This window comes from Burkholderia sp. Se-20378, from assembly GCF_017104665.1.
Classification (GTDB): domain Bacteria; phylum Pseudomonadota; class Gammaproteobacteria; order Burkholderiales; family Burkholderiaceae; genus Burkholderia; species Burkholderia lata.
Map to the genome: position 1 here is coordinate 1 of NZ_JAAGPG010000179.1, position 15232 is coordinate 15232.

The window sequence follows — 15232 nt, forward strand, 5'->3', positions numbered from 1 at the left end:
CTGGAGTTCAGACGTTTGCTCGTCCGAGCCTCGCTTGCGCCGATTGCCTTCGCAACATCCATCAGGTCGGCCCGCACGCGGTCGATGCCGGCGTCCGTGCTTTGCGGCGTGACGGGCAGCCAGATGCCGTCCGCGCCGGACGCGAAGGCCATGTAGGTCGACGCGTGCGGCGCATCTTCGGCCGGCAGCCGGTACGTGACCGGCCGCGTCGACGGCGTCGTGCCGGGTGTCGTGCCCGGCGACGTGGAAGCCGCGCCGGATGCACCGTCGCCGCCGCCACCGCAAGCGGCCAGGCTGCCCAGCAGCGGCAAGCCGAGAAAGGCGGCCGAATATCGAATGAAGCCGCGCCGGCCGGTATCCGGCGCGTGCTGCGTACGCTTGCCTGCGCTCGCGTGGGTACGTCGTTTCGTCATGTTTCAACTCCATTGCGCGGTCGGCGCGCACGCGTACGCGCCGGCTTCCGTCTCGCAAGACGGATTCCGCATTGTTTTCAGTAGTCCGGAATGAACGGCTGCCTGTTACGGTCGTGCGGGCCGGTCACGCATGCCGGCCCGCGGCCGCGTTCAGGCCGGCTGCTGCTGCGTGGTGCAGTGGATACCGCCACCGCCCGCGGCGATGCCGTCGATGTTCAGCTGGATGACCTCGCGCCCCGGGAACAGGTCGACGAGCGTGTCGCGCGTATTCCGGTCGGCGCGGCTGTCGCCGAATTGCGGTGCGATCACTGCGCGGTTGCACACGTAGAAGTTGATATAGCCGGCCGCGAATTCCTCGTTCTCGTATTGATGCCGGACGGACTTCGGGCCCGGCAGCACGACAACTTTCAACGGACGGCCCTTCGCATCGGTCGATTTCCGCAGGATCTCCAGATGCTGCCGCGTCACCGCGTGATCGTACGACGACGGGTCGGTATCGAGCCCTGCCACCACGACGCCCGGGCTCGTGAAGCGTGCATAGAAATCGGTATGCCCGTCGGTGATGTCCTTGCCCGCGATGCCGGGCAGCCAGATGATCTTCTTCAGCCCGAGCAGCCGGCTCAGCTCCGCCTCGCACTGTGCCTGGCTGACGCCCGGATTGCGGTTCGGATTGAGCACGCAGCTGCGCGTGATGATCGCCGTGCCTTCGCCGTCCACCTCGATGCCGCCGCCTTCGAGCACCAGCCGCGTGTCGAGCAGCCGCGCACCGGCGCGCTCCGCCACGAACGGCGCGACTTCCGCGTCCTGGTCGTGCTCCTGCTTGTTGCCCCAGCCGTTGAAATTGAAGCTCACGCCGCCGAGCTGGCCCGACGCGTTCTTCACGAACACGGGCCCCGTGTCGCGCATCCACAGATCGTCGATCGGGTGCTGGACCAGCTCGACCGACGAACCGCACAGCCGCGACGCGATCGCATAGTCCTGCTCGCGCACCAGCATCTTGAGCGGCTCGTGCGCGGCGATCGCCTTCGCGATCGCGGCCAGGTTCGCGCGCGCGACAGGCAACAGCCGCGCGCCCCAGATGTCCTCGCTCGGGCCGAACGCCATCCACGTCGCCGTATGCGGCGCACCCTCGTCCGGCATGTGCCAGGTTGCGCCCTGCTGCGCGTGCGCGGCGCGGCCGAGCAACCCGCCCAGCGTGCTGGCGGCCAGCGCCGCCCCCGATACGGACAGGCCGTGTTTCAACAGTTGACGTCTCGTTGTCATGGCATTCCTCTTTCGCTTGCCGGTTGCTTCGTGTGCTTCGGTTGTTTCAATCGTTCGGTGACTTCGTGATGCGCGGTCACGGCCGCGCCGTCTTGAAGCCGAGCCAGGTCCGGCCTTCCAGACGCATCGCGGCCGGCGATTCGGCGATCGGCGTGAACAGCGTACGCCGCGTCGCCTCGTCCGGATAGATGCCGGGATCGCGCACCAGCGCCGGGTCCATCAGCTTCAGCGCGCCCTGGTTCGCGTTCGCATAGCGCGTCGAATTCGAGATCTTCGCGATCACGTCCGGACGCAGGATGTAGTTGATGAACGCATGCGCGTTGTCCGGATGCTTCGCGGACGCCGGAATGACCATCGCGTCGAACCACATCAGGGTGCCGATCCGCGGAATGTCGTACACGACGTCGCGTTTCGGATCGCGCGCCTTCGCCTTCTGCGCGGCCAGGTTGATCGCGCCGGAGAAGCCGACCGTCACGCACAGCTCGCCGTCGATCAGCTCGTTGGAATCGGACGAATTGACGAACTCGCGGATGAACGGCCGGATCTTCATCAGCATCGCCTGCGCGGCCGCATAGTCCTGCGCGGACGGATGCATCGGATCGCGGCCGATATAGCGCAACGCCAGCGGCAGCACGGTGCTCGCGGAGTCCTGCAGGCCCAGCCCGCACTTCGCGGCGACGCGCGTCGCGATTTCCGGCTTGAACAGCAGGTCGAGGCTGTCGGCCGGCATGTCCTTGCCGAGGATCGCACGCACCTTGGCGCGGTCGTAGCCGACGCCCACGGTGCCCCACATGTACGGCACGCCGTACTGGTTGCCCGGATCGGATTGCGCCATCTGCTTCAGCAGCGACGGATCGAGATACTTCAGGTTCGGCAGCCGGTTCTTGTCGAGCTTGCGAAACACGCCGGCCTGGATCTGCTTGGCCATGAAGTCGTTGGTCGGCCACACGAGGTCGTAGCCGCTGTTGCCGGTCAGCAACTTCGACTGCAGCGTCTCGTCGCTGTCGTATGCGTCGTAGCGCACCTTGATGCCGGTTTCCTTCTCGAAGCCGGCCAGCGTATCCGGCGCGAAGTAATTGCTCCAGTTGTACAGGTTCAGCACCTTCTCTTCATCGGCGCGGGCCGTGCCGGCCAGCACGCACAGCGCGAGGCCCGGCACCGCGAAGCGCAACCATCCTTGCCGTTTCATCGGGCCTCCTTCATCGATAACAGGACGATACGCCGTCGCTGGTCAGCAACGTGCGATACATCTCCGGGCGGCGATCGCGGAAAAAGCCCCACGATTGCCGGTCGGCGCGGATCGCGTCGAGATCGAACGTGTGCACGAGCACGACTTCGTCGGTGCGGTTCGCCTCGGCCCGCTTCTCGCCGGTGTGATCCGCGATGAAGCTCGACCCGTAGAACACGCCCGTGAGCCCCTGCTGCTCCGGATTGCCGTTGCCGAAGCCGACTTCACGGCCGATCCGGTTCGCGGCCACCACCGGCACCATGTTGGCCGCCGCGTGGCCCTGCATCGTCCGCTGCCAGTGGCCGGACGAATCGAACGCACTGCTGAACGGCTCCGAGCCGATGATGGTCGGAAAGCACAGGATCTCGGCGCCCATCAGCGCGAGGCTGCGCGCCGTCTCCGGATACCACTGGTCCCAGCAGATGCCGATGCCGATCCGGCCGAAGCGCGTATCCCACACCTTGAAGCCGGTGTCGCCCGGCGTGAAATAGAACTTTTCCGTATAACCCGGCCCGTCCGGGATATGCGTCTTGCGATAGACGCCGAGCACGCGCCCGTCGGCGTCAGCGACGGCGATCGAGTTGTACGCGGCATTGCCCGCGCGCTCGAAGAAGCCGATCGGCAGCACGATGCCGAGTTCGCCGGCCAGCGCCGCGAAACGGGCGATCTGCGCGTTGCCTTCGAACGGCTGCGCGTGTTCGAGATGACGCACGTTCTGGTCGAGGCAGAAGTACGGCATCGCGAACAGCTCCGGGCACAGCACGAGATTCGCGCCCTGTGCGGCGGCCGCGCGGATCAGGCGCTCCGCGGTGGCCATGTTGTCTTCGAGATTCCAGCTGCCCGACGCCATCTGGACGGCGGCGACGGTGATGTGTTTGGACGGCATTGCGATTGCTCCTCGGTAGGACCGGAAACCGCTGACGAAACGTCGCTCAGTTCGCGACGGACGGCTGTTGCTGCGTCGAACAGTGGATGCTGCCACCGCCGATCGACAGCGTCGGAATCGGCAGCATCTCCACGTTACGCCCCGGGAACGCGCGACTGAATGCCTCGCGCGCGGCCTGATCCTGCTCGACGCCGAACGCGGACACGATCACCGCGCCGTTCACCAGAATGTAGTTCGCATAGCAATCGCAGTAGCGCTCGGAGCCGAAGCGTTCGGTGACGATCGGAGACGGCAGGTCGAGCAGTTCGAAGCGGCGCCCCGCCGCATCGGTCGCGAGCTCCAGCGCGCGACGGTTTTCCCGCATCACGTGAAAATAGTCGCCCTGCTCCGGCACCGCGGTCTGGCACAGCATCCGGCCGGGTGCGATGAACGACGCGATGCCGTCCACGTGCCCGTTCGTCTCCACTTCGTCGGGATTGCCCGGCAGCCAAATGATCTTCTCGACGCCCAGCATGCGGCGCAGCTCCGCCTCGATCTCCGCACGGCTCAGGTGCGGATTGCGATTCGGATGCAGCAGGCAGCTCTCGGTCGTGACCAGCGTACCCTGCCCGTCGACGTAAAACGAGCCGCCCTCCAGCACCGTGTGCGAATTGAAGATCTCCGCGCCGGCTGCACGAGCGATGTCCTGCCCGGCCTGCTGGCAGCCGTCATACGGCTGGTACTTCTCGCCCCAGCAGTTGAAGCGGAACACGGCCGCGCCCAGCCCGCGCTGTTCGCTCACGAGGAAGATCGGCCCGCAGTCGCGCAGCCAGTTGTCCTCGGCCGCGACCGGCAGCACGTCGACGCTCGCACCGACCATTTCCCGCGCGGCATCGGCCTGGCTGTGGTGCGCAGCCACCACGCAGCGCTGGTAGCGGGCGATCGTCCGCGCGACCAGCGCGAACTCGCGGCACACCTGCGCGTAATGGCTCCCCCACAGATCCTCGCGATCGTGGAGAACCGGCCATCCGAGCCACGTGGCATCCATGGACTCCCATTCCGCGGGCATCCGGTAACCGCGCTGGCGAGCATCAAAGCGACCCATCATTCCGTCTCCGTTGTGATTGATGGCCGATTGTGCGTCAGGTTAAACTTGATGAATATTGATATTTCTTGGCCGAATTAATCAATTCACCTCATACCTCGATGCAACGCGTTCCGTCCCTGAAACTGCTGACCGGCTTCGAAGCCGCAGCCCGGCTGGGTAATTTCTCGCGCGCGGCCGACGAGCTCCACCTGTCGCAATCGGCAATCAGCCATCAGATCCAGCAGCTCGAGGCGCAGCTCGGGCAGCCGCTGTTCCGCCGGCGCGGTCGCGGCGTCGAACTGACCATCGCCGGCGAGGTCCTGCAGCGCAGCGTGCAGCGCGCGATGGACACGCTGCGCGGCGGCCTCGACCGCATCGCGACCTACCTGAACCCGGGGCTGGTCGTGCTGGTGTGTCCCGCGCCGTTGCTGCACGGCTGGCTGCAGCCGCGCCTCGAGCAGTTGCAGCAGGTCCTGCCCGACCTGTGCCCGCTGCTGTCGACCGACGAAACCGCGCGCTACGTCGACGAGATCGACGTCGACATGACGATCGGCACGCGGCCGATGCTGCAGCCCGGCCTGCTGGATATCCCGTTCATGCGCGACGAATGGGTGACGGTGTGTGCGACGCCGCTGGCGGAACAACTCGAACGCGTGCCGCGCGACGAGCACCCGCGGCACGCGGGAGTCATCTGTCTCGAAGCCAGCCTGACCGACGAGCGCCTGGCGACGGTGTTCCGCGAGCGGCTGTCGGCATTCCGGATGCATGCGATCTACGACGACCAGCGGCTCGTGCTGGACGCCGTGCTGCGCGGCCGCGGCATCGCCTGCCTGCCGCGCCTCGTCGCGCAGGCGGGCATCGACCAGCGCACCCTGACCGTGCTCGCCGGCTACCCGCGCCTGCCCGGCACCACGTGGTGGCTGTCGCGCATGGAAGGCCCGTCGCGTTCGCCGATCGTCGAGCGGATGTTCGAATGGCTGGTCGAGCAAGGCAGCCTGTCGAGCGCATCCGGTCCGGCGCCCGACCACGCGCCGCCTCCACCCGCGTAATCGCACGCCGCAAAAAAAAACGTCCCGCTGGCTGGCGGGACGTTCGTCGAACTTCACATGCACACTGCGCAGCCGATCACGGCTCGTGACGCAGATACCCTTCCTTGCTCGGATCGCGCATCCGCCACGACACGATCAGCGAGATCGCGCACAGCACGGTCACGTACCAGTAGAAGGTTTCCTCGCTGCCGATCGACTTGAACCACAGCGCGACGTACTCGGCCGAACCGCCGAAGATCGCGTTCGCAACCGCATACGACAGGCCGACGCCCATCGCGCGCACTTCCGGCGGGAACATCTCGGCCTTGATCAGGCCGCTGATCGACGTGTAGAAGCTGACGATCGCGAGCGCGACGGTGATCAGCACGAATGCGGCGACCGGGCTCGTCACGTCCTTCAGCGCGTGCATCAGCGGCACCGTGCCGATCACCGCGAACGAACCGAACAGGATCATCGACGTGCGGCGGCCGATCTTGTCGGACAGCGCGCCGAACACCGGCTGCATCAGCATGTAGACGAGCAGCGCGACGGTCATCACGTTGCTGGCCGTCTTTGCATGCATGCCGGCCGTGTTCACGAGGTACTTCTGCATGTACGTCGTGAACGTGTAGAAGATCAGCGAGCCGCCGGCCGTGAAGCCGACCACCGTGAAGAACGCGCCCTTGTGCTGCCACACGCCGCGGATCGTGCCCGCGTCTTTCTTGTCGCGCGAGGCGGTCGTCGACGTTTCGTCGAGCGACTTGCGCAGGTACAGCGAGATCAGCGCGGCCGCCGCGCCGACCACGAACGGAACGCGCCAGCCCCACGCCTTCAGTTCATCGGCCGACAGCGTCTGCTGCAGGATCACGAGCACGAGCAGCGCGCACAGCTGGCCGCCGATCAGCGTCACGTACTGGAACGACGCGAAGAAGCCGCGGCGGCCTTTCAGCGCCACCTCGCTCATGTAGGTCGCGCTCGTACCGTATTCGCCACCCACCGACAGCCCCTGGAACAGCCGCGCGACCAGCAGCAGCGCCGGCGCGAGCGCGCCGATCTGCGCATAGGTCGGCAGCACCGCGATCACGAGCGAGCCGCCGCACATCATCAGCACGGAGATCATCATCGCGTTGCGGCGGCCGTGGCGGTCGGCGATGCGGCCGAACAGCCAGCCGCCGATCGGACGCATCAGGAAGCCGGCCGCGAACACACCCGCCGTGTTCAGCAGCTGCGTCGTGGTGTTGCCGCTCGGGAAGAATGCCGGCGCGAAGTACAGCGCGCAGAACGAGTAGATGTAGAAGTCGAACCACTCGACGAGGTTGCCCGACGAGGCGCCGACGATGGCGAACACGCGCCGCCGGGTGTCATGCGCGGACAGCGCAGCTTGGTCGGTCTGGACGTCCATGGATTGGTCAGTTCCTTTTAGTGCTTTCTGGGCGAGACGGCGGGAGCCGCCGCGTACGATCACACGTGGCACCGGTTCCGGCGCACGGCGCTACGGGATTTTAGCGAAATGTAAAGTAACAGGCTCTCCGGGTTCGTCCGGATGTAGAAAATTTTTCTCTTGCCATGCGTTCGTCATATGAAAACGCCAGCCGCAAGGCTGGCGTCCGATGCAAACTTTCCGCGGGCGATGTTCAGATCCGCACCTCCGGCGGCACGTAGCGGCACTCGTAGCGCTTGCGCACGGTGCCGGCCTCGTCGACGCTTTCCAGGAACACGTCGAATTGCCAGAGCCGCGCCATGTGCTTGAGCACCTCGTCGCTGTCGTTCGACAGGTGACGGTTGTCGGTCATGAAGTGGCGCAGCGTGAGGCTGCGGTCGCCGCGCGTGTTCACCGCCCACACCTGGATGTTCGGCTCGCGGTGATGGATGTCGTACTGCCGCGACAGCGCCTGCCGCACGTACTGGTAGCCCGAATCGTCGTGGATCGCCGACACCTCCAGCGAATCGCGCATGTCGTCGTCGAGCACCGAGAAGAGCCGCATGTCGCGAATCAGGCTCGGCGACAGATACTGTGCAATGAAGCTCTCGTCCTTGAAGTTGCGCATCGCGTAGTGCATCGCCGGCAGCCACGGGGTGCCCGCGATCTCCGGAAACCACTTGTAGTCTTCTTCCGTCGGCGCTTCGCAGATCCGCCGGATGTCGCTCATCATCGAGAAGCCGAGCGCATACGGGTTGATCCCGCTGTAGTACGGCTTCGTGACGGGCGGCTGGTAGACCACGTTGCTGTGCGAGTGCAGGAACTCCATCATGAAGCCGTCTTCCAGCTTCCCCTGGTTGTACAGCGTGTTCAGCAGCGTGTAGTGCCAGAACGTCGCCCAGCCTTCGTTCATCACCTGCGTCTGCCGCTGCGGGTAGAAATACTGGCCGATCTTGCGCACGATGCGGATCACTTCCCGCTCCCACGGTTCGAGCAGCGGCGCATTCTTCTCCGCGAAATACAGCAGGTTCTCCTGCGGCTCGGGCGGATAGCGGTCTTCCTGCTCCTCCATCAGCTCGGGCTTCTTGCCCGGCAGCGTGCGCCACAGTTCGTTTACCTGCGACTGCAGGTACGCCTCGCGCTCGCGCCGCAACGCGGATTCCTTCGACAGCGAAGGCTTCTGCGGCCGCTTGTAGCGGTCGACGCCGTAGTTCATCAGCGCATGGCACGAATCGAGCAGTTCCTCGACGCGATCGAGGCCGTAGCGCTCCTCGCATTCCGCGACGTAGTTCTTCGCGTACACGAGATAGTCGATGATCGCGTGCGCGTCGGTCCACAGCCGGAACAGGTAGTTGCCCTTGAAGAACGAGTTGTGCCCGTACGCCGCGTGCGCGATGACGAGCGCCTGCATCGTCATCGTGTTCTCTTCCATCAGGTACGCGATGCACGGGTTCGAGTTGATGACGATTTCGTACGCGAGCCCCATCTGGCCACGACGGTAGCTCTTCTCGGTCGACAGGAAGTGCTTGCCGAACGACCAGTGACGGTAGTTGACGGGCATCCCGACCGACGCGTACGCGTCCATCATCTGCTCGGCGCTGATCAGTTCGAGCTGGATCGGGTAGATGTCGAGCTCGTATTGTTCGGCGACCTGCGAGATGTGCGTGTCGTATTCCTCGAGCAGTTCGAACGTCCAGTCGGACGGGCACGGCAGCGGCTTGCGTTCGGCAACGTTCATACGCGCTTCCTTTTGCCCTGGGCCGGGCAAGTCGGCGGCCGGCGGCGGTGGTTCGGCCTGCCCGCGTTGCTGCGATGCGGCAGGGCCGGCCGTGTCGTCGCCGGAAGGGCGCGGCGCATAGCCGCGCGACTCGTTGTGCAGATGGCGGGTCGTCATGACATTTCCACCTGCTTTTCGAACAATTCGCGAAACACCGGGTAGATGTCGGCAGCCGATTCCACTTTTTTCATCGCGAGATGCGGCTGCGACAAGGCCAGTTGCGCGTATTCCAGCCACAGGTTCTGCTCTTCCGGCGCGACCTGGATATACGCGAAGTAACGCGTCTTCGTGAGGATATCCTCTTCCAGGATTTTGCGACACTTGGGTGAATCGTCGGTCCAGTTGTCGCCGTCGGATGCCTGCGCGCCGTAGATGTTCCACTCGGTCGGCGAGTAGCGCTCGTTCATCACCTTGCGCATCAGCTCGAGCGCACTCGACACCACCGTGCCGCCGCTCTCGGTCGAATGGAAGAAGGTGTCTTCGTCGACTTCCTCGGCACGCGTGTGGTGACGGATGAACACGACCTCGATGCGCTCGTAGTTCCGTTTGAGGAACAGGTACAGCAGGATGAAGAAGCGCTTCGACAGATCCTTGCGCTGCTCGTCCATCGAGCCCGATACGTCCATCAGACAGAACATCACGGCCTGGCTCGACGGTTGCGGCTGCTTCACGCGGTTGATGTAGCGCAGGTCGAACGGATCGATGAACGGAATCCGCCAGATGCGCCCCTTCAGGTGATGGATCTCGGCCTCGAGCACCGCGATCTCCGCGCGCCGGTCTTCCGGATCGCTCTTCATCGCCTCGAGCTGCGCTTCGAGTTCGCGCAGCTCGTTGACGAGCGGCGAGCCGAGCGCGATGCGACGCCCGAGCGCGCTGCGCAGCGAACGCACGACGTCGATGTTGTTCGGCGTGCCTTCCGCCGACCAGCCCGCGCGCACGTTCTTCCAGCTCGGCACCGTCAGCAGGTGCGTCTTCACGAGGCGCGGCAGCTCGAGATCGTCGAAGAAGTACTGCATGAACTCGTCACGCGACAACTCGAATACGAAGTCGTCCTGCCCTTCGCCCTCGTTGCTCGCCTGACTGCCCCCGCCGCCCGAGCCACCCTGCGGACGCGGGATCTTGTCGCCGCGCACGTAGTCCTCGTTGCCGGGGTGCACGTATTCACGACGTCCGCCAGGGGCGTGCCGAAAATTCGGCTCCGCGATGTCCTTGCGCGGGATCGTGATGCTTTGCGTGCTCTGGATATCCTTGATGCTACGGTCGCGCACCGCATCGGACACGGCGCGACGAATGTAGTTCTTGACGCGACGCAGAAAGCGTTCGCGGTTGGCGATACTCTTGTTCTTGCCGGCCAGCCTGCGGTCGATGATTTGATGAAGCACTCCCGGTCTCCCGCTCGAAAGTCGATATGCCGGGACGCTCGCCGCACATGCCGTCTCCCGTCATGCGGGCGGCGTCTCTGAAAGCGCCCGTACGGCGACACCGTACGGGCGCGGTACCGCGCGCGTCATGACGACTTGCGCACGCGCAGGTACCAGTCGCAAAGCAGCCTCACCTGCTTCGGCGTATAGCCCTTCGCGACCATCCGGTTCACAAAGTCCTCATGCTTGCGCTGCTCCTCCGCCGAACCCTTGGCGTTGAACGAAATCACCGGCAACAGTTCCTCGGTGTTCGAGAACATCTTCTTCTCGATCACGACGCGCAACTTCTCGTAGCTCGTCCACACGGGGTTCTTGCCGGCATTCGCCGCCCGTGCACGCAACACGAAGTTCACGATCTCGTTGCGGTAATCCTTCGGATTACTGATGCCCGCCGGCTTCTCGATCTTCTCCAGCTCCGCGTTCAGCGCGGCGCGGTCGAAGCTCTCGCCCGTATCGTGATCGCGGAATTCCTGATCCTGGATCCAGAAGTCCGCATACGTGACGTAGCGGTCGAAGATGTTCTGGCCATACTCCGAATACGACTCGAGGTAGGCCGTCTGGATCTCCTTGCCGATGAATTCCGCGTAGCGCGACGCGAGCACGTCCTTCACGAAGGACAGGTACTTCTGCTCGGTTTCCGGCGGGAACTGCTCGCGTTCGATCTGCTGTTCGAGCACGTACATCAGGTGCACGGGGTTGGCCGCGACCTCGCTCGAATCGAAGTTGAACACGCGCGACAGGATCTTGAACGCGAAGCGTGTCGACACGCCCGTCATCCCTTCGTCCACGCCCGCGTAATCGCGGTACTCCTGGTACGACTTCGCCTTCGGATCGGTGTCCTTGAGGTTTTCGCCGTCATACACCTGCATCTTCGAGAACAGGCTCGAATTCTCCGGTTCGTGCAGGCGCGACAGCACCGAGAACTGCGACATCATCTTCAGCGTGCCCGGCGCGCAGACGGCCTCGGCCAGCGACGAGTTGCGGATCAGCTTCTCGTAGATCTTGGTCTCTTCCGAAACGCGCAGGCAGTACGGCACCTTCACGACGAAGATCCGGTCGAGCAGTGCCTCGTTGTTGCGGTTGTTGCGGAACGCCTTCCACTCCGACTCGTTCGAGTGCGCGAGGATGATCCCGTCGAACGGAATCGCGCCGAAGCCCTCGGTGCCCTTGAAGTTGCCTTCCTGCGTGGCGGTGAGCAGCGGGTGCAGCACCTTGATCGGCGCCTTGAACATTTCGACGAACTCGAGCAGGCCCTGGTTCGCCAGGCACAGGCCGCCCGAGTAGCTGTACGCGTCGGCGTCGTCCTGCGCGTACTGTTCGAGCTTGCGGATATCGACCTTGCCGACCAGCGACGAGATGTCCTGGTTGTTCTCGTCACCCGGCTCCGTCTTCGCGATGCCGACCTGCCGCAGGATCGACGGATAGCGGCGGACCACGCGGAACTGGCGGATATCGCCGTTGTATTCGTGCAGCCGCTTGACGGCCCACGGACTCAGGATGTTCTTCAGGTAGCGGCGCGGAATGCCGTACTGTTCTTCAAGGATCGGGCCGTCTTCGTCGTAGTCGAACAGCCCGAGCGGCGATTCGTTGACGGGCGAACCCTTCAGCGAATAGAACGGCACGCGTTCCATCAGTTGCTTCAGACGCTCGGCGATCGACGACTTGCCGCCGCCCACCGGGCCAAGCAGATAGAGGATCTGCTTCTTCTCTTCGAGCCCTTGCGCAGCGTGGCGGAAGTAGGCGACCACCTGCTCGATCACCTCCTCCATTCCGTAGAACTCACGGAATGCGGGATAGACCTTGATGACCTTGTTCGCAAAGATCCGCGACAAACGCGGGTCGTTGCGGGTATCGATGTGTTCAGGTTCCCCGATTGCTTCCAGCATGCGTTCACCAGCCGTCGCGTACGCGGATGGATCGTTCTTGCAGAGCGCGAGATACTCCTCCAGCGAGAGCTCTTCCTCTCGCGTTTTTTCGAAGCGGTTCGCGAAGCTGCTGTAAATATCCATGCTACCTCCCTCGCCTGAGTCTGAAGACGTGCCTGCCTTCGTACGACTGCGCAGAAGCAAGCGCGTTCGAATTCATCCTAAACCCTTTCTTATTTTTTTTCACGAACTCTTCGTATGAAGTTCGTCATTCTCGACAACACCGCTTGGACAACACATTTCGTCGTTTTACAATCGATCTCCCGAGCCGCAGAAACTGCATCCGGCGCGTCTCGTCGAACGACGGAACGTCTTGTGTGTTGGACACATCCGACGTCGTCACTTCTCCCCTTCATCCCTATACGTTTGAGCGGTCGTTTTCGACGACACGTTGCGCGCGCCGTTACAAATTTTTTTCGCAGTGCCCTTACGGAGATACCCGTACGACGGATGCGGGAACTTCACATGCGCCTGTGTTCGCATGCGTCGATGCAGGTCACGAGATGCACACGACGATGCACGATCGTCATTCATGCACGTCGCCTGACACATTTTTCCAAGGCGGAAACGACGACGCCCGCATGTCGCGGGCGTCGTTCGTCACCAAATGGGGATAGATGCGCGGCGCGCGCGAATCAGAAGGTTTCCCAGTCGTCCGAGTCAGCAGTAGCGGCAGTTTGCGCCGGTGCAGCGGAAGCAGCGACGGGCTTGCGCACCGGCGCCGCTGCGGCTGCGCGTTTCGGCGGTGCATCGCGATCGTCGCGTGCAGCCGCCTGGACGGGCGCGGCAACCGTTGCGGCGGGCGCACGCGGCGCGTGACGCACCGCAGCCGGCGCCACGGCGACTGGGCGTGCCGTGTCTTCATTGAGCTGGAATACCGCTGCCGTTTCACGCAGGCGCCCGGCCTGTTCGTCGAGCGATTGCGCGGCAGCCGCGGCTTCCTCGACGAGCGCCGCATTCTGCTGCGTGACTTCGTCCATCTGCGCGACCGCGCGCGCCACCTGGTCGATCCCGCCGCTCTGCTCCTCGGACGCCGCCGCGATCTCGCCCATGATGTCGGTCACGCGCTGCACCGCACCGATCACGTCGCTCATCGTGCGCCCTGCTTCGTCGACCAGCGTGGAACCCGACCGGATGCGCTCCACCGACGCGTCGATCAGCACCTTGATCTCCTTGGCCGCGGTCGACGAACGCTGCGCCAGGCTGCGCACCTCGCCCGCGACGACCGCGAAACCGCGGCCTTCCTCGCCTGCCCGCGCAGCTTCGACTGCGGCATTCAGCGCAAGAATGTTGGTCTGGAACGCGATTCCTTCGATGATCGCAATGATGTCCGCGATCTTTGCCGAGCTGTCGTTGATCTCGCCCATCGTGCCGACCACCTGGCCGACCACCGTATTGCCCTTGTTTGCAATCTCCGACGCATTCGCGGCCAGCGAACTCGCCTGGCGTGCATTGTCCGCGTTCTGTTTCACGGTGCCGGTCAGCTGCTCCATGCTCGACGCGGTTTCCTGCAGCGCCGCGGCCTGTTCCTCGGTGCGCGACGACAGGTCGATGTTGCCGGCCGCAATCTGGCGCGCCGCGGTCGCGATCGACTCGCTGCCGCCGCGCACGGTGCGCACCGTGTCGACGAGCCCGCGCTGCATCTTGCCGAGGCCCTCGAGAAGCTGGCCCATCTCGTCACGCCGGTCCACGACGATCGGGCGGCGCAGGTCGCCGGCGGCAATGGCGTCGAAATGCGCGAGTGCGTCGGCAATCGGGCGGCCGATCGCGCGGTTCAGCGTCAGCCACGACACGACCGCGGCGCCGAAGCCGGCCAACAGCGTGACGATCGCCAGCACGCGCAGCGTGTCGTACGCCGATTCCGCGTGATCGAAGCCGGCTTGCGCATCGGTGAACTGGAAGTTGCGCAGCGCCTCGCTCGCCGTCGCGAGGTCGTTGAAGCTCGCCTGGAGCCGCTTCGCGCCGTCGCCGATCCGGTCGGCCTGATTCGCCCCGACCACGCTCGCGAACGCGTCGCACTCGCGCTGCAACGCTTGCCGCTTCGCGGCGACGTCCTGGGCAAGCCGGTCTTCCTCCGGGCCGCGCGGCAACGCGAGGTATTTCTGCCACCACGCGTCGGACTGCGTGCGCATCGCGCGGCTTCGCTCGACTGCGGCAGCCGCGTCGGGCGTGCCGGCCAGCAGCGCCGCACGGTCGAGCGCCAGGCGTTCGCGCGCGGCGTAGATATCGGCCACCGACACGTCGACCGCGCTCGGCATCTGGTTCGTGAAAATTTCGCGCGTCGTATCGTTCGCGCGTGTCATGCCGTACACGCCGAGCCCGCCGATCACACCCAGGAGCACCGCCAGAAACGCCATCGTGAAACCGATGCGCGCACGAATCGTCAGGTTTTTGAACACCATCATCCTTCCTGTGTTGCGTCGTGATGGACGGGACAGGCCCGTCGCTTCGAAGCATTGCTTCTCCCGATGCATTTACGACCATGCACCGCACAACTTGATGGTGTTTCCGCTATTTTTTCGAATTATTCGTCTGTTTATTACAAATGGCTAAATGAATAATGCACGTTCCAGCGTGTACTGGAAGCCAAGTGACGGGAGGCGCTCCGCTGCCGGCGAGCGTAGCGGATACGCGGCCGGCCGTCGTTGGCGACGAGCCGGCCGCGACGCATGATCTGGCCCTATCCGGCCAGTTCGGCAAGCGTTGGAATCGACGGTTGCGCGCCCGCGCGCGTGACCGACAGCGCCGCTGCGCGTTGCGCGAAGCGGATGGCCGCGTCGACGTCCGCGCCGGCCGCGAGCCGTG

At 64.5% G+C, this 15232-nt stretch carries 11 protein-coding genes and 1 pseudogene; 1 reads left to right on the forward strand and 11 read right to left on the reverse strand.

Going from position 1 to position 15232, the window contains the following annotated elements; translation table 11 throughout:
* The 5 genes and pseudogenes from G3N93_RS19475 to G3N93_RS19495 all read right to left on the reverse strand — a co-directional run.
* Window positions 1–413: pseudogene (locus G3N93_RS19475) on the reverse strand (agmatine deiminase family protein); the annotation flags it as partial.
* A 150-nt stretch (window positions 414–563) separates the two neighbouring features.
* Entirely contained in the window at window positions 564–1676 is a 1113-nt protein-coding gene (locus tag G3N93_RS19480) for an agmatine/peptidylarginine deiminase (RefSeq protein WP_206133740.1), read from the reverse strand.
* Window positions 1677–1752: 76 nt separating this feature from the next.
* Window positions 1753–2865: a polyamine ABC transporter substrate-binding protein gene (locus G3N93_RS19485; RefSeq protein ID WP_241011560.1), complete on the reverse strand. Its 1113-nt coding sequence runs from the start codon at window positions 2863–2865 to the stop codon at window positions 1753–1755.
* A gap of 10 nt (window positions 2866–2875) precedes the next feature.
* The gene (aguB, locus tag G3N93_RS19490) at window positions 2876–3790 is read right to left on the reverse strand and encodes an N-carbamoylputrescine amidase (RefSeq protein WP_206133741.1); all 915 of its coding nucleotides are present in this window, start codon (window positions 3788–3790) and stop codon (window positions 2876–2878) included.
* A gap of 46 nt (window positions 3791–3836) precedes the next feature.
* The gene (locus G3N93_RS19495) at window positions 3837–4877 is read right to left on the reverse strand and encodes an agmatine deiminase family protein (RefSeq protein ID WP_307873419.1); all 1041 of its coding nucleotides are present in this window, start codon (window positions 4875–4877) and stop codon (window positions 3837–3839) included.
* A gap of 98 nt (window positions 4878–4975) precedes the next feature.
* Here G3N93_RS19495 and G3N93_RS19500 point away from each other — a divergent pair, with 98 nt between their 5' ends.
* On the forward strand, window positions 4976–5905 hold the full coding sequence (locus tag G3N93_RS19500; protein ID WP_174936889.1) for a LysR family transcriptional regulator: 930 nt from the start codon (window positions 4976–4978) through the stop codon (window positions 5903–5905).
* A 76-nt stretch (window positions 5906–5981) separates the two neighbouring features.
* Here G3N93_RS19500 and G3N93_RS19505 read toward each other — a convergent pair whose 3' ends face one another.
* The 6 genes from G3N93_RS19505 to G3N93_RS19530 all read right to left on the reverse strand — a co-directional run.
* Window positions 5982–7286 (reverse strand): MFS family transporter, encoded by a 1305-nt coding sequence (locus G3N93_RS19505; protein ID WP_174934250.1) that lies wholly within the window; start codon window positions 7284–7286, stop codon window positions 5982–5984.
* A 232-nt stretch (window positions 7287–7518) separates the two neighbouring features.
* A complete protein-coding gene (locus tag G3N93_RS19510) occupies window positions 7519–9198 on the reverse strand; it encodes a SpoVR family protein (protein WP_174936887.1) in 1680 nt (559 codons plus the stop codon).
* Window positions 9195–10463: a YeaH/YhbH family protein gene (locus tag G3N93_RS19515; protein ID WP_039358726.1), complete on the reverse strand. Its 1269-nt coding sequence runs from the start codon at window positions 10461–10463 to the stop codon at window positions 9195–9197. The genes G3N93_RS19510 and G3N93_RS19515 overlap by 4 nt, the downstream gene beginning before the upstream one ends.
* Before the next feature lie 125 nt (window positions 10464–10588).
* Window positions 10589–12511, reverse strand: coding sequence for a PrkA family serine protein kinase (locus tag G3N93_RS19520; RefSeq protein WP_011351905.1), 1923 nt, complete (start codon window positions 12509–12511; stop codon window positions 10589–10591).
* Window positions 12512–13062: 551 nt separating this feature from the next.
* Window positions 13063–14829 carry a methyl-accepting chemotaxis protein gene (locus G3N93_RS19525; protein WP_206133742.1) on the reverse strand — a complete coding sequence of 589 codons (1767 nt, stop codon included), beginning with the start codon at window positions 14827–14829 and terminating at the stop codon, window positions 13063–13065.
* A gap of 278 nt (window positions 14830–15107) precedes the next feature.
* Window positions 15108–15232: PfkB family carbohydrate kinase (locus tag G3N93_RS19530; RefSeq protein ID WP_241026604.1), on the reverse strand; the 125-nt coding region annotated here is incomplete at its 5' end.

What these genes read in the sequence shown, in the direction of transcription:
- G3N93_RS19480 (WP_206133740.1), bottom strand. Translation starts at nt 1,676, where the DNA reads ATGACAACGAGACGTCAACTGTTGAAACACGGCCTGTCCGTATCGGGG.
- G3N93_RS19485 (WP_241011560.1), bottom strand. Translation starts at nt 2,865, where the DNA reads ATGAAACGGCAAGGATGGTTGCGCTTCGCGGTGCCGGGCCTCGCGCTG.
- aguB (WP_206133741.1), bottom strand. Translation starts at nt 3,790, where the DNA reads ATGCCGTCCAAACACATCACCGTCGCCGCCGTCCAGATGGCGTCGGGC.
- G3N93_RS19495 (WP_307873419.1), bottom strand. Translation starts at nt 4,877, where the DNA reads ATGATGGGTCGCTTTGATGCTCGCCAGCGCGGTTACCGGATGCCCGCG.
- G3N93_RS19500 (WP_174936889.1), top strand. Translation starts at nt 4,976, where the DNA reads ATGCAACGCGTTCCGTCCCTGAAACTGCTGACCGGCTTCGAAGCCGCA.
- G3N93_RS19505 (WP_174934250.1), bottom strand. Translation starts at nt 7,286, where the DNA reads ATGGACGTCCAGACCGACCAAGCTGCGCTGTCCGCGCATGACACCCGG.
- G3N93_RS19510 (WP_174936887.1), bottom strand. Translation starts at nt 9,198, where the DNA reads ATGACGACCCGCCATCTGCACAACGAGTCGCGCGGCTATGCGCCGCGC.
- G3N93_RS19520 (WP_011351905.1), bottom strand. Translation starts at nt 12,511, where the DNA reads ATGGATATTTACAGCAGCTTCGCGAACCGCTTCGAAAAAACGCGAGAG.
- G3N93_RS19525 (WP_206133742.1), bottom strand. Translation starts at nt 14,829, where the DNA reads ATGGTGTTCAAAAACCTGACGATTCGTGCGCGCATCGGTTTCACGATG.